Annotated in this window: 16 protein-coding genes; 15 read left to right on the top strand and 1 reads right to left on the bottom strand. The window is 43.5% G+C overall.

What is annotated here, in order from left to right; translation table 11 throughout:
• Nucleotides 1-16 precede the first annotated feature (16 nt).
• From PHW04_10445 to PHW04_10375, 15 genes are all read left to right on the top strand, one after another.
• Complete coding sequence (locus PHW04_10445) at nucleotides 17-478, top strand: hypothetical protein (protein MDD2716296.1); 462 nt, start codon at nucleotides 17-19, stop codon at nucleotides 476-478.
• Nucleotide 479: 1 nt separating this feature from the next.
• The gene (locus PHW04_10440) at nucleotides 480-1841 is read left to right on the top strand and encodes a hypothetical protein (GenBank protein MDD2716295.1); all 1362 of its coding nucleotides are present in this window, start codon (nucleotides 480-482) and stop codon (nucleotides 1839-1841) included.
• Nucleotides 1838-2482 (top strand): dCTP deaminase, encoded by a 645-nt coding sequence (dcd, locus tag PHW04_10435; protein MDD2716294.1) that lies wholly within the window; start codon nucleotides 1838-1840, stop codon nucleotides 2480-2482. Before PHW04_10440 ends, dcd begins: the two co-directional genes overlap by 4 nt.
• 72 nt (nucleotides 2483-2554) lie before the next feature.
• Entirely contained in the window at nucleotides 2555-3148 is a 594-nt protein-coding gene (locus tag PHW04_10430; GenBank protein MDD2716293.1) for a hypothetical protein, read from the top strand.
• Between the two features lie 221 nt (nucleotides 3149-3369).
• The gene (gene rhuM, locus PHW04_10425) at nucleotides 3370-3789 is read left to right on the top strand and encodes a RhuM family protein (GenBank protein ID MDD2716292.1); all 420 of its coding nucleotides are present in this window, start codon (nucleotides 3370-3372) and stop codon (nucleotides 3787-3789) included.
• A 50-nt stretch (nucleotides 3790-3839) separates the two neighbouring features.
• Nucleotides 3840-4838 (top strand): PDDEXK nuclease domain-containing protein, encoded by a 999-nt coding sequence (locus PHW04_10420; GenBank protein ID MDD2716291.1) that lies wholly within the window; start codon nucleotides 3840-3842, stop codon nucleotides 4836-4838.
• A gap of 44 nt (nucleotides 4839-4882) precedes the next feature.
• Nucleotides 4883-5986: a hypothetical protein gene (locus PHW04_10415; GenBank protein ID MDD2716290.1), complete on the top strand. Its 1104-nt coding sequence runs from the start codon at nucleotides 4883-4885 to the stop codon at nucleotides 5984-5986.
• Between the two features lie 25 nt (nucleotides 5987-6011).
• The gene (locus PHW04_10410; protein ID MDD2716289.1) at nucleotides 6012-6350 is read left to right on the top strand and encodes an STAS domain-containing protein; all 339 of its coding nucleotides are present in this window, start codon (nucleotides 6012-6014) and stop codon (nucleotides 6348-6350) included.
• 5 nt (nucleotides 6351-6355) lie between these two features.
• Complete coding sequence (locus PHW04_10405; protein ID MDD2716288.1) at nucleotides 6356-7954, top strand: ATP-binding protein; 1599 nt, start codon at nucleotides 6356-6358, stop codon at nucleotides 7952-7954.
• A complete protein-coding gene (locus tag PHW04_10400) occupies nucleotides 7954-8913 on the top strand; it encodes an HD domain-containing protein (GenBank protein ID MDD2716287.1) in 960 nt (319 codons plus the stop codon). Before PHW04_10405 ends, PHW04_10400 begins: the two co-directional genes overlap by 1 nt.
• A 6-nt stretch (nucleotides 8914-8919) precedes the next feature.
• On the top strand, nucleotides 8920-10800 hold the full coding sequence (locus tag PHW04_10395; GenBank protein ID MDD2716286.1) for a tetratricopeptide repeat protein: 1881 nt from the start codon (nucleotides 8920-8922) through the stop codon (nucleotides 10798-10800).
• 53 nt (nucleotides 10801-10853) lie between these two features.
• Complete coding sequence (locus PHW04_10390; GenBank protein MDD2716285.1) at nucleotides 10854-12713, top strand: hypothetical protein; 1860 nt, start codon at nucleotides 10854-10856, stop codon at nucleotides 12711-12713.
• Between the two features lie 78 nt (nucleotides 12714-12791).
• Nucleotides 12792-13496, top strand: a complete 705-nt coding sequence (locus tag PHW04_10385) for a hypothetical protein (GenBank protein MDD2716284.1) — start codon at nucleotides 12792-12794, stop codon at nucleotides 13494-13496.
• A gap of 1 nt (nucleotide 13497) precedes the next feature.
• Nucleotides 13498-14178 (top strand): HEAT repeat domain-containing protein, encoded by a 681-nt coding sequence (locus PHW04_10380; protein MDD2716283.1) that lies wholly within the window; start codon nucleotides 13498-13500, stop codon nucleotides 14176-14178.
• 2 nt (nucleotides 14179-14180) lie between these two features.
• On the top strand, nucleotides 14181-14699 hold the full coding sequence (locus tag PHW04_10375; GenBank protein ID MDD2716282.1) for a hypothetical protein: 519 nt from the start codon (nucleotides 14181-14183) through the stop codon (nucleotides 14697-14699).
• Nucleotides 14700-14766: 67 nt separating this feature from the next.
• On the opposite strand, the gene PHW04_10370 is transcribed toward PHW04_10375, so the two are convergent.
• Nucleotides 14767-15259 (bottom strand): hypothetical protein (locus PHW04_10370; GenBank protein MDD2716281.1); only part of this gene is annotated, 493 nt, incomplete at its 5' end.

Genomic DNA, 15259 nt, shown 5'->3' with positions numbered 1-15259 from the left:
TCAAAACGGAGGAAATATGATTGATGATACTAGCACTTCAATGACATCAAGACGCCTGAATATTGGTGATCCGGAACTTTCTCTTCTTGCTTCTGAAGCGGCTGTTGACATTGATAACATGTTAGTTTGTAAAGAAAACAAAGACTTTACAGCTTTAAAAAAGCTTGCAACAAGACTACAAAATTCATACACAATTGACCAAACCTCTAATAAAATGCAATCTTTAATGGATATTACTACTGTAACTTTTTTGAATGATGCATTATCTAAAACTGGTGAAAACAAACTCTTCGTTAAACTTGATGATTTACTTAAAGAAGCAGACAGAATAACTAAACTATTAATTACAATTGAACAGAGGGAAGAACATAATGAATTAACTTATGTGAGAGACTTTTGCATTGCTCTTGCAAAGGCAACAATAACATATAGAAAATATATACGTGAACTAAAACCAGTACATAAATTTAGGAAGTAAAATGGCTTCTCAAGTTGTTGAATATTCTTTGTTACGATTAAAATATTGTGTTGATGAGATTAATCGTTTAAAACAGGATGATTTTGCTTATGATTATCCCCGAATGGCTTTAATTATTCTGGAAAAAAATTTCAACTCTTCTAGACGTGCATTAGAGAAAATATCTGTTGAGGGGGAAAGTGCACTTACGGTGTGTTGTGCTGCATTGGATTTGTTACAGACATATTTACCGATCATGGGGTTTATTATTAGATCAACAAAAGTTCGAATTGCATTTGAATTTTACTTCCCTCTCCTTGAACTAACAAAAAGAATCTTTGATGAAGATCTACGAGAAGATAGGAAAAGTATTGATGCGAATCACGTAAAATTGATTGTTGCTTCCGAGTGGGAGTATTCCCCATACAATTACTTACTTGGCGATGAATTACTTAAAAGTTTTGTTTGTATTGGGTTGTCTGCTACAGAATCTTCTAATCCATTGATAATTCCCATAGCAGGGCATGAAATAGGTCATACCTTATGGTTAAAACTACAAGATGAGAACAGTAAACTAGTAGATCTAATAAAACCAAATAAGTATAATGATTTAATTGATGATCAAATACGTAGAGAAATTGAAAAGAGTTGGGATGATTTTTGTAGACATTTTCCTGGATATAAGAAAGAAGATTTGTTCTCTTCTTTGTATTTACCTAAATTATGGGAAGATGCGCAATCATGGGCATTACGTCAGGTAGAGGAAGTGTTTTGTGATTTTATTGGTATTCGAATTTTTGCAGAGTCATATCTACATGCATTTACTTATCTTACTACGCCAGGACATCCAACAGGAACAAGATCTTCTCTTTATCCAGATATTAGGGCTAGAGTTAAGTATTTGTGCCAGTATGCTCAAAAACAAAATGTTGCTCTAGCTCCTAATTTGAACTCATTTTTTTTAGATGAAAGTGAAAGCTTAGATCCATCACCAGAAACTGATCATAAACCAATTTTCTTATTGGAGATAGCAGATAAAGTAGTTGATACAATAGTTGAAGAGATTATGAATGATGTTAATGTAATTTTATCTAAAAAAAGTATTCCTGTTAGAAATCAAGAAAAGGTAGATTCGATTTGTAATACTTTTGAATCACTTAATAGCCCGATATTAGGCCCCGAAGAGATGGTTGATATAATAAATGCTGGATGGCAATGCTTTATCAAAAACAAGCTTTTTGAGACTCCAAAGTTGAGTACGAAGCTAGAGGAGGATAGAAAAAACGAAAAGGCTAGATTTGAAAAGTTAAATGAATTGAACGATATGATTTTAAAAAGTTTAGAGATTATAGAAATATCGAGACTCTGGGAGTTACCTGAATGATAGTAAAAGCATATAAAATTGCCCATTCTCTTAATAACCCTGAGCATTTAAATGCTGATGATGCAGATCGTGTTGATCCTTTGATTATCACACCATTTTTAACTCTTGAAGAACTTAAAAAATCAGGTGCTGCTTCTATTGATATTCGATTAGGCTGTTGGTTTTTAATGTGTAAACGCAGTAAGATTGGGACGCTCAATGTTTACAATCACCAGGACGATGCTCCATGTGAAGAGTCTTTAACAAAAATGTATTATGTTCCGTTTGGGAAGGATTTTATTCTTCATCCAAAATCATTTGTTCTTGGTGTTACTTTAGAATGGATAAGGCTACCCAACAATTTAGCTGCATACGTTGTTGGCCGTTCTTCTTGGGGGAGGCAGGGATTAATTATTGCCACAGCCACTGGTGTGCACCCTGGATTCACTGGTTGTCTGACATTAGAATTAACAAATGTTGGAGAAGTACCAATTGTAATGAAGCCAGGTACGACTATTTGCCAGTTGTTTTTCCACCAAGTTGATACTGATTCAACCTCAAAGGTAGATATCAGTCCTTTTATTGGAAAAAGGAAACCTGTTCTAGGCACTATCAAACTTGATGATGTTGCCCGCAAATTGTGTCTGCCAAAATCTTACTAGATAAAATTAACTTCGTTAAGAAAATCTGCATTTCAATGTTACAGTTTCATGAAGCGAGTTTACAAAGAAAAAATGAGTAAAAGTATTACAAAAGAAGTCTCAAATGCACTTAATGATTTTTCAGAACTTATTAAAAAAATGAATTCCTCTGAACGACAATCAATAATTAACTTAATTCTCGGCTCATTTGTTTATAAAAAAGAAGATGTTGTTAGTAAAAGGGATCTTATAAAGATAGATACAGGGAACTTCAAAAACAGTAAAACCAAAAAACTAAAGAACTTATGGATTAGCTGGAAAAAATTATCTAATTTAAGTTTTGATGTTATACTTACAGGGTCAGGTGTGAGTTGTGCTGATATTTTTTTTGTTGTTTTATTCACTCTCTACTTCTGGAAGAGAGTTCACGAAAATATTGAAGAACCCTTGTCTACTGATGAAGCAACAATTCTTTATGCTTTTTGGAAACATAATAATGGCAGGTATTCGCTACCTGAAGAAGAATGCTTCGAAATGACTAATATTGAAAGACCGAACTTAGGATTTGAAAAATTAGATATTAATAAGTTTAACGAATCGATAAGTAACTTGATAAGTATGAGATGTATTGATCTTGAGGACGGAAATATTTTATTGTGTGAAACAATGTTAGTAAATTATCATTAATTTACGCCGTGTGCGACTTCAAACTAATCCTATCAATGCAAAGGACCACGGCAAAGGATGATGTTCATTAGTAAAAGTCAAGGACCTCCCGTACAGCCAGCTCTCTCCGGCATAGAACAAGAACAAACAAGAACAGTACCGGAGCTCTACATTTTACAAAGTTAAAGTCACAAGTTAAGCACTGTTTCCTGACTAATGCACAGGAATGAGGGTGAAAAAACATGAAATCCAGATATGAATCGCAGATACTTCTTTATCAGACTGAAGACGGGAAGATCAGGCTTGAAGTCCAGCTTGAGAATGAAACTGTCTGGTTAACGCAGAACCAGATGGCTGAATTGTTCCAAACTTCTAAACAGAATGTGAGCTTGCATATCCAGAATTTCTTTACAGAAGGAGGATTGCAGGCAGAGGCAACTGTCAAGGAATCCTTGACAGTTCGAAAAGAGGGAAACCGTAAGGTTTCCCGCGCTGTGGAATTCTACAACCTGGATGGCATAATATCTGTCGGGTATCAGGTAAAATCGCACCGCGGTACAGACTTGTTTATGCATGCCGTTTCCAGCTCGCGGGGCAGTTATTTTGAAAAAGAGTTTAGAGAGTTTGGGGAACTTGATCTTGATTATTGCGAGGCGGGATGAAAACAAAATTGAATTCATGTAAAAGAAGATTGACGAAATCTGCAGATAATATGCAGACTCCGGAATACGAGAGCCTGCTTTGTAAAATTTCAGACACCTATGCCAGGGGGCAATTTCTTGCCCATCAGGCAGTCAGCTCATATCTGCTGGAAACCTACTGGAAAATAGGGCAATTTGTCGTTGAGTTCGAACAGGGTGGGAACTTCAAAGCCGAATATGGCAAGGCATTGTTGAAAAAACTTGCTGCAGATCTTTCACTTCGGCACGGCAGAGGATTCAGCCTCAGCAACATCTACCTGATGCGACAGTTTTTCATCCTGTTCCCAAAATTCCAGACGTCTGGAATTTCCGATTCCCTGACTTGGTCGCATTATTGTGAATTGTTGAATATCTCCGACGACATGGAGAGGCAGTTTTACGAAGCTCAGTGCCAAAAGGAAAAATGGTCGGTCAGGGAACTCAAGCGGCAGAAGCAATCCTCTCTCTTTTTACGCCTTGCCCAAAGCAAAAACAAAAAAGCTATATTGAAACTGGCAGCTGATGGTCAAGCTCAGGAAAATCCCCAGGACATTTTACGCGATCCATATGTATTTGAGTTCCTCAAAATACCCGAGAACTCCCGCTTGAATGAAGGTCTTCTTGAACAGAAACTGATGGATAATCTGCAGTCGTTTTTACTTGAATTGGGCAAGGGCTTTGCCTTTGTCGGCAGGCAGTACAGGATAACTCTTAACAATGAACATTTTTATGTGGATCTGGTTTTTTATCACCGTTACCTCAAATGCTATGTGCTGATAGACTTGAAGGTGGAGAAAATCAGGCATCACGACATAGGTCAGATGAACATGTATCTGGGCTACTTTGCCAATGAGGAAAATGTTGAGGGAGACAATCCGCCTATTGGCATCATTTTGACAAGGGAAAAAGACGAACTCCTGGTGGAATACTCGATGTATGGCATGGAAAGTCAGCTGTTTGTTTCAAAGTATCAGCTGTTTCTACCTGATCGAGAGGAACTGAGAAGAGCTCTTGAATTTGCGCTGAAGTAAGCGAGGAATGACAAAATTTTCTTGTTCCGCACGAGGTATTTGAAATGATCTACTTTCTCCGCATTTTCTGCTGGCGCAGATCAGGGCTCTGGACTGTGCTCCTGTTCACAGTCACACTGACGGTTCTGTTTGTTTTCAACATTTTCAGGGGTAATCTGCATGGGGTGTTCTGGAATCGGCTCCTCAGCGTATATCCTGAATACTATCTGATACCTGAGCGGGAGGCGATCCTGCCTGAACAATGGGAAGTGGCGCTGAAAAATGCTGCGCCTCCGGCAGGAGTCGAATTTTTTCCGGTGGCCTCGTCTCCGGCTGTGATAGAATCAGGAGGAAAAGCTCTGGGAGTAATGCTGGACACTTATCTGGATCTGCCTGCGAAGCTGCGGCGTAATCCCGGAATCTACAAATTGGAGCGCAAGCCGGGGGAAGGCATGATCCCGGGTGTCAACCTGAAGCGGGAGCTGGCACTTTCCGGGAGCTGCGAAGCCAGGATCTTCCTCTTGAATGAAAGCGCGGATTTCGATTGCTCAGGTTTTGTGGATACAGGATATTACGATTACGACAGTTACCATGTGCTGCTTGGGTTGGAAGGGCTTTCAAGGCTCAAGGAGATTCCCTGCATCAATGAAATAGAGATCTACGGTTCGTCTGAACTGGTCAGGCAGGCTGCAGGAAAATTCGAAGGTTTCAGGCTTCAAAGCTTCTGGGAGCGCAATCCTGAACTTGCCAAGGCGAAGAGCACTGAAAACCTGTTTTTCAGGTTGTTCCTGGCAGTCTATTATTTCACGGTTTTTCTGGTTGTTTTGAATATTTACCAGTTGCGTCTTTCGAAGATCAGCCGCGACATCCTGATCACCAGAGTGATGGGGATCGGCAGATTGAGGCTTTTTACCGTTCTGTTCGCAGATCTCGCTCTTAATTCCCATCTCGGATTACTGGGAGCCATGACTCTGCTGGCTTTTATTTTCAAAGTATTCCCAAGCTATCCACTGCCTCAGGGTGTTTACGGAATCGACTCCATCGATTTCAAGCTGAGCCTGGCCATCGACAAGTCAGGTTACTCGCTGATTCTGTTGTTTATCTTTTTGCTTTCGACCGCCATCTTTACTATCATCATGAAAAATGATATTATCAAGGAACTGCGCTGAGCTATTTTTTTTGAGGAGGGGATAGGTGAAGCTGAGCAGTGAAATCAAGGACGGATACGCCATAGTATCGATATTTGAGGATATCGATTTTTATAATTCAGAAGAACTAGAAGAAGAACTGAAAAAACTTCTCGGAAAGCACAACGGCCTGGTCATTTCCTTGAAAAATGTACGCTACATCGACAGCTCTGGTCTCGGGATTCTTACCGGGATTTTACGCGCCGCCAAAGAAGCCGGGAAAAAGCTGATTTTATCCGAACTTTCCCATGATGTGAAAAACGTCTTTGAACTGACCAGACTGATCGATTTTTTCAAGATTTTCGAGGATACGCAGGAAGCGATTGCAGCCCTGACAGGAAATTAATCCGTTTGAATAAAAATCCGGCCGAATTTCATGATTTTTTTCTGAAATTTCTTGAATTCAGCACTTTTACCGAATTCCTAGACTATTTTTTTGTGATTCTGGAAAACTTCGGGATTGAGCGCAAGATCATCTTTCTCCGCAAGGGAGAACAATTCCACGAATTCTCGATCAGCAAAAACCTGTATCCCGAAAAGAGAGAGCGCAAGCTCTCCTTTTCCAGGAAGCGAGCTGGAAAATACCTGAATTTTCTGCTGGATGGAAAAATCCATCTGATCGGCTCGGAAAAAATTTCCAGGCTGATCAAGGCATTTCCCATTCTTTCGGATTTCAGGATGCAAAGCTTTTATCTGGCTGGATTCAAATTCAACAATGAACTGGAATCTATCGTAGCTTTCGACAGATACTGCAGCCGGAAAAAATTCTCAGTTCCGCAGCTTTTGAAGCTCCAGACTTTTTTCGATGTGTTCCGCCTGGCCTTTGAAAAGAACATGATGATCGAAATACTGAACGAGAGAAAGCATCAGTCATCGATTGAACTTTCGACTGTTCTGGACGGAATCGCTGAAGGCATCATCATCACAGATTTCGACAATCGCATTCTGCATATTAACGAGCAGGCAGTCCGGCTTTTTGACCCCTCCAAATCGCCCCTGTCTTTCCAGGGTAAGCCGTTCAATGAAATAGTGGGCATCGAGGAACTGGAAGGTTTGATTTTCCATACTTTCAACAATCCCGAAAAAGTCCTGGAAAAAGAAATCATTTTGAATCTTCCTAACCGTGGCAGAATTTTTCTCCTCTCCAAGACCAGAATCATGGAAGATTCCCTGGGGGACCCGATCGGCGTAGTCACAGTTCTCAGGGACACCACTATGGAAAAAGAGCTCGAAGAGGAAAAGAATTTTTTCATTTCCTGCATCTCACATGAACTGCGTACACCCCTCACTTCCATCAAGGGTTACATTTCCCTGATCCTGATGGAACGATTTGGCAAGCTTCCGGAAGAGTACAGGAATTTCTCGGGTGTGATACTGCGCCAGTGCAACAATCTGATCAGGCTGATCAACAACATCCTGGACGCTTCCAGGCTCCAGAGCAATGACCTTCGACTGGAGTATGAACTGATCAATTTCCCGGAATTTCTGAGGCAGCTGTCGGAAAATTTTAAAAGCCTTGCTCTGGAAAAGAAAATTTCTGTATCCGAGGAGTTTTCGACTCCTCTGACCGAATTTGTCTGCGACAGGGAGAAGCTTGAGAGCATTTTCGTAAATCTGGTCGGAAATGCGATTAAATTTTCTCCTGAAGGAAGCAAGGTCGTGATCAAAGTATTGCGCAGGGATGAAGGCAAACTGTTTTTCTCGGTCCGCGATTTCGGCTGCGGCATTCCGGACAAGTATCGGGAAAAGATTTTTCGCAAGTTTTACCAGATCGAGACCGGACTCAATAAAAGCGCCAAAGGCACCGGACTCGGGCTTTATATCGTGCACGACATCATCACGAAAATGGGGGGGCAGATCTGGCTGGAATCCAGAGTAGGTGTAGGCAGCGAATTTTTTTTCACGCTCAGGGACATTAAAATTGAAGACATTCCAAAAGAAGGTGACTGATGGCTAAAATCTACATTGCTGATTTGAAGAAGAACAGGGGAGAGGAACTGAACACGCTCCTGGCTGTGAAGCAGATCAACGAAGCTTCGGGAAGGACCGGCAAGAAATATCTGAAACTGACAGTTTTTGATAAAAGCGGGGAAATCGATGCCAGGGCTTTCGAGAGTTACGAATCATGGCTGAATTTTCTGGAGATCGGAGGAATATACTCGTTCCTGGTGAGAGCTGAATCATACAACAACCAGGAATATCTGAAAGTATCAAGAATTTCGCCGGTTAAAGACTTCGAAATTGAAGACTTTCTGCCGGTTTCCAGTCATGATTATATTACTGTGCTGGCTGAGGTGAAGGAACTTTTAGGCCTGATCAGGAACCCGCACCTGCGCCGTCTGATAGACCTTGTCTTATCAGACACGGATCTGATTTCAAAATTCGAGCGCTGGCCTGCAGCCAAGGAATGGCATCACGCCTATCTCCACGGGCTTCTGGTGCACACTGCTTCTGTGATGCGTCATTCCAGACGAATCGCCGAAGACTACGGACTTGACAGTGATCTGCTGCTCACTGGATCCTTCCTGCACGATATAGGCAAGATCGAGGAATACGAATTCAGAGGGGCGCTGATCGATTTTTCCACCAGGGGAAGGCTGCTCGGGCACATAGTGATCGGCAGCATGATGCTGGAGCAGATGATTGCGAAGATTCCTGATTTTCCCAAGGAACTGGCAAACGCCCTCACTCATCTGATCGTATCTCACCACGGGAATCATGAATGGGGTTCTCCGAAGCTTCCAAAGTTCAAGGAAGCAATGGTCCTTTTTCTTTCCGACTATCTTGACAGCCAACTGGCAGGTATTGATAAACTCTATCAGCAGAATCAGGGTCGGGATTGGACGGATTTCAATAAATTTCTGGAGCGATACATATACATCTACAAGGAAAACAGGGAAGGCAATTGAATGGTGATGAGCACTGAACTGCTTTTCGAAGCGGGTCTTAAGCACCAGAAAAAGGGCAGTTTCAAGGATGCCAAGGACAGCTATCAGAAAGTCCTGCAGCAGGATCCAGGTAATTTTGCCGCATTGAACAACCTGGGTGTAGTGGATCTGGCTCTGGGTGATCTGGAAGGCAGCCTGGCCTGTTTTGAGAAGGTAGTGATCCATGACCGCCACGACAGCGACGCTTTTTTCAACATGGGAGTGGTGCTTTTCCAGCTCAAACGCCTTGTTCAGGCTCTGAAAGCCTTTAAGATGGCGGAAAAATACCGGCAGGGCGATTATCTGATCACCAAAAATCTCGGTCTCACTCACCTGGAACTCAACCAGATACCGGAAGCGATACTGAATTTCAAGCATCTTCTCAAAATCCGCGAAGATGACTGGGAAGCAAATTATCAGCTGGCCAAATGCAGTTTTCTGCAGAAAGATTTCGAAGCAGCTCTCAAATCGGCAGAACAAGCCCGGGAACTTAATAAAACCGGTAAACCTGTGCTCCTGCTGCTTGCCGACATCCTGGAACAACTGCATAAAATCGGAGAAGTCGAGCAGGTTCTGAGCGTACTCTATGATATTTATCCCAACGACCAGGAGATATTCGCCCGTCTGGTGAACTTTCACTTATCCAATGGGCTCGTGGACAGGGCACGGCGGGTTACCGAAGGTTTTCTGATCACTAATCCATACAGTTTCGTTGGAAACCGGCTGCTCCGGGAAATCAATCATAAAACCGAAAAAACTGTTTCGGAAAAAAAAGAGGATGAAAAGCCCACCCAGGGAAACGGAGAATTGAAATTCAATCTGAATCAGCTTGAACAGGAATATCGTGATTTTGTTTCCAGGAAAGACTTTGAGAACGGGATTGCCAGATTCAAACAGTACGTATCTTCCTTTGGCAGTCATCCGGAAGTGATCGAGAGGCTGGCCCAGCTTCTCCAATCAGCAGACAGGCTGGAGGAAGCCCTGGAAGCGTACGATTCAATTTCTCAGCAGGTCGACCGGGTACAGATCGAGAGAGGGAGACTGCTGTTTGAGCTGAAAAAATACTCACAGGCGAGGGCTGTTTTTACCGAGATCGCTGACGTTGACTCTAAATCCGGCCTTGCATATATGTATCTAGGCATGATCGCCCTGGAGGAAGGAAAAGACGAGGATGCCGCTTCTTTCCTCGAACGAGCGGTGAATTGCGGTACCGACTTCCAGGAACCGGCCCTGCTGCTTGGACAGATTTACTATAAACACGGCGATTCAAGTCGGGCCAGGGAGATGTTTTCCAGGGTGATCCGATTCTATCCAGATGAGCGGAAAGCGCTCTATCACCTGGGATTGATAAATTACCAGGAAAACATCCTCGAGAAATCAGTTAAGTATTTCCGGCGCTATCTGGAGCTGGTCCCCGACGATTACCAGGTTCTCGACCTGATGGGGAAAATCTACCTCAAGCAGAAAAAAATCAGAAATGCCCGCGGAGTGTGGCAGAAGCTGGCTGAAATTTCACCGAGGAATGTGGAGGAGATTCTTTTGAAATCACGGGCGTATCTGTTTCTGGAAGAGCAGGAATCCGCACAAAGGGAACTGAGAATCGCGGAACGAGTCGACAACTATCACTGGGGAGTTCATTACTATCTTGGCCTGTATTTTCTGATTGTGAATGATCTCACTGAATCATTGAAGAGTTTTTTTCGGAGCTGGCAGCTGAACCAGCTCGAATTCACCAGGGAATCCAATTTCATCAGCCAGTATTTCAACAGGGAAAAACTGGAAATCCTGGTTTCTGCATTTGAAGACGATAATTCAGACATTTCACGGGACATTGCAGCTTTTTTCAGGACACTCTTCACCAGACACTGATCATTATCAATTCACCATTCACCATTCACTAATATTTACCGATAATATGATAGATGAAAGCTTTCCAGCTCATTCTCGTTGTCGCTATCGTATTTTCCGGTTGGTTTTCTCTTTATGCTGAAGAGATCCCCCAGAGTTCACCTGCTTATTCCCAGCTCAACTTAATTATTTCAGTGTCCGGAATCCGGGAAATGGATAAATATCTTGACCCGAAAATCCGCATGACAAAGGCTGAAATGGCAGGAGTCATCTCAGAGATACTGGTAGCAAATTCATACGTGGACCTGGAAGTGCCTGAGGCTAAACGCAAACCTCTTTTTTTTGGATTGCGCAAGGCTATCGGGGAAACCAAAGCTATCTGTGATTTTTTAAAACCTGAACTTCTGAAATATTATCAGATCAATGTATCTACTCTGAACGTGGAGTTCGACAGGTTGGCTGCCTACAGAACCACCAGGGACGACGAGGAGGAGGAGCGGCAGCTTGAAGATAAGCTTGAGGAACAGAAATCTGCAGCTCTCAAGCGGAAAAAAGAGATCCCAGGAAACGAGACAGGAAAAAAACCTGTCCAACTGACTGTCGAATCCAATACCGAGACTTACGGGCCAGAAGAAGTCGATTCCCTTCTGTCTGAAATCAAAGACCAGGAGAGCGAGACTCAAGACATGACAGACGAGGTGAAATCAATTCAGCCAGGTTCGATAGGCTTGAGCAATCCTGGACTTTCGAGCGCGATTGAACGGATAGCTTCACTTCAGGAGCAGATGGATAATACTCAGGAAACCATCAGCGGAAATACTGCCGAGACTGCGCTGAAGACAGATGAAATCATGACAGAGGAGACAAAAACTTCTGCTGGATTGGAGATTCAGCCTCAGCCGGTAAAACCTTTGGAAAATCAGAAAATCAGAAAACTGCCTGAGGGAATGATCAAAAAAGGAGATTATGGAGATTTCAGCGATTTTCTGAAACGGCTGGAACAGAATCTGGATAACATTGATAAAGAAATCAAAGAAAAAAAAGATGACTCCAAGCATTATGATGAACCGGGAAACGGAAAACCTGAGATTGGAAAATTGATCCCGAAACCTGGAATCGACTGCAGTGAAAACGAAACACCGAAAGCTGGAACCGAGATAGAGGCCCTGGAGAAAAGGCCTGCCGGTTTCGAGAATGGCTATACTTACAATCTGGGAGAATTCTTGAATGAAGTCGAGAAAAAGGCGGATTCCATTGATTTGCAGCTGTGCAGATACCGTAATTATGCTCCAGGCAGAGCACCCAGGCTGATTGATCTCAAATGCGCCGAGCTTCTTCAGAATGTCTGGTGCGTGGAAAGCAGGGCTGCTTTATACAAAAGTCATGATGGACTTGATGAATCCACTGATTCAGGAATCGATTTTCTGGGCTTGAATTATACTCCCTGGAAAAGAGCTGATTTGTATCTTTACGGAGAACTGCTTGAATTCGACAAAGGTTATTATGAAAGCAGCGATTCCCTTACTTTGGGAGGAAAGATCGCGCTCAACAATCACGAACTGCACCCGTTCAGATTCGCGCTGGGCGGGGAGGGCAGGCTGGCCGGAAACGATTCGGATGAACGGGGAAGGGCATATCTTGCAAGCAGCTATCATCCTCCGCGCTACCTGGGGCTGCAGTTCTTGCATAATCTGAACTATATATCGAGCAAAGGGAATTATTGCCTCTCTTCATTCGGGGTCGAGTCCAAGATTTTCAATCTCCCTGCTTATCTGATGCTCGAAACAGGGGACAAATTCCGATCGCACTCCAATTTCTTGAATTCAGGGCTCAGATTTTATACAAAAAAATTCGTGTCTGATCTTGTCTACGAACTGGACCGCGAAACCGACAAAGGAAAAGTCGGGCTAAACATTCTGTATAGATTCAGATAGTAAATCAGTTTTTTACCATTAACCTTTTTATTTATTCTGACGAAAAGATTATTAAAAATCCATGCAAGGAGTTTTTCAATGCACAAGTTTTACACATTGTTAGTGATAATCATGGTCATCTCGGGTTTGCTGGGTATTTTCATCGGTTGCAGTGAATCCAGTTCAGTCACCAGCTCGGTGGTGGACGGAATCGTCAATCTCCGGATGGAAGTCGTGACTGAAGCGCCATATGGCTATAGTACGGCTCCTCAGAAAACTTCCGCTTCCACACTGATCACTGATTCGATCGCGGACAAGAAGCTGGTGGGTTGCGCCATTATCATCTCCAAGGTCAATCTGATCACAAGCGGTGGAAAAGAAGTCCCGATTTTTACGGCTAAATACCGCGAAGACGGAGCAGTCCTGCTGCTCGACAACAATTCAGGATCGCTCTGCAATATGGTGGATTCGGCACCATCGAGAACTGTCACAGCCAGTAATTTCATCCTCAAAGCTGAAAATGTCAACTGGATCGCTGACGCGCCGGAAGGCAGTTACAAAAGGATGGAAATGAAGATCGAAGAGGTATGCGTCACATACAAGACAGACAGCGGAACCCTGATCAACTGGCATGAAAAAAATTTCAACAAACTTGTTGCCCTGGAATCCGGTAATCAGTTCACCCCTTTCTCAGTCGCAAGGAATGCCACAAAAGAAATGATCATGAAGTTTAATCTCTCAGGCAGGGTTGGAAAAGTCGTAGGTGAGTTCGAGCCGGATGTATATTTGGTTGGAGTGAATTGAAATGGCGATCGAACAGAAGGAAAATGATATCTTTCACAAGCTCGAACACGATGAGCTTTATCTGGAAGATTTCGACGCTTACCTGAACGATCCCGGGAAGCACCAGGATTTTTTCCGGATTTTACCCGGCAAAAATGAGATGATCAAACTGCTGGTGCTTGACTATCTCCTCAGATCTCCAAAGCCTGGACTGGAAAAGTTCCTTGTCGAATGGCTCAATCAAGAAAAAAACGATAAGGTGATCGCCAGACTGCTGATTGTAATCGGGGAACTCAGGCATGAAGAATTTCTGGAACAGCTGCTGCCATTTTTGAAGAGCAGTGACCGGAGAGTAAGGGCCAACGCTGTGGAAGGCATCGGGAAAATCGAGAGCGAGAAGATCAAAGAGCATTTGCTGCCGCTCCTGGAAGACGGCGACAACAGGGTGCGAGCCAACGCCGCGATGGCGCTCTGGGCTTATCCGAAAATGAGGGAGCAGGTCCGGGGGATCTTCATGAGCATGTTGTCCAATAAGGACAAGTGGATGCAGGCTTCCGCCCTATATGCATTTGGAGAGCTAGGCATCAATGATTTTCTGGATTATCTCTTCAACTATCTTATGAATGAGGATGAGGACATATGTCGCAACGCATTGATAGCTTTATTGGGGTTTGCAGAGAAAGCTTTGTCGGGAAGGGAGTGATCATGGCTACCAAACACTGGACTCGTGGTGACGAGGAACTGCTCAGGGAAAAATTCAAGACTCTTTCCAACAAGGAACTGGCTGAATTTTTTGGAGTATCCACGATTGCGATCCAGCGTAAACTCTCACGCATGGGATTGATCAGGCAGACCCAGAAAAAATGGACCGGCACTGAAGAAGATTATCTGCGCAAAAACTACGTGAAATTTAAAGATAAGGATATGGCCAGGCACTTCGATGTCAGCGAGATCGCCATCTGCCGCAAACTCAACCGTCTCGGACTTAAACGCAACGGCCGGAAAGAGGAGATCCGCAAGAAGACAATTCAGACCAGGGTCGTGAAGAAAGAATACAACATCACACAGGAGTACCGGGTCGGTGATACGGTTTATCATGGGATCTTCGGCGAGGAAGGAAAAGTTGTTTCCAAGGAGAGAACAGAAGGCGGACTTCATATAATCATCGTCGACTTTCAGGATAGAGGGCTGGTCAGACTGGTAGAATGCGCTCGACTGGATTGATTTTATAGTAAAATGAATCAAAAAAAGGCCCGTTGCCGGGCCTTTTTTGATTGGCAGAATGAATTTTTTACTTATCGATCGGCAGGATGTCCATGATCTCGTCCAGAATATGCCACCAGAAGAAGACATACCTCTGGTTGTTGCACTTGACGAGGGCGCAGGTGAAACCATTGGCCCCGCTGAGCGCAAATTTGACCTGGATCCTCTCAAGAGTGGACATTTCATTGTTAATTTTATTTCTGACTACCTGCATCACGCGCTGACCTTCAAGGGTGTTTTCGCTGACCACAATCTGATTTCCCGGATTGACATGCTGCCTGCGGATCTCTACGCAGAACTGGCAGGGAGGCTGGGGCGGCTGAGGCTGGGGCGGCTGAGGCTGGGGGGGGCCGATGGTGCTCTGGAGCTGGGCTGTGAGTTTGTCGATCAGGGCAAGTGTTCTCTCGAATTCTGCCCTGGATGCAGTGTAGCCGGTTCTGGCTGTCTGAAGTTCGGATTTTCCGGTGCGCATCGCTGCATAGGCTTCGGAGAAGGCAGTACCTGATTTGGAAAGACTCTGC

This window comes from Candidatus Wallbacteria bacterium, from assembly GCA_028687545.1.
In the GTDB taxonomy this organism is placed as follows: Bacteria; Muiribacteriota; JAQTZZ01; order JAQTZZ01; family JAQTZZ01; genus JAQTZZ01.
The sequence above is the reverse complement of the archived record's forward strand: the minus strand, read 5'-3'. Positions and strand labels throughout refer to the sequence as shown.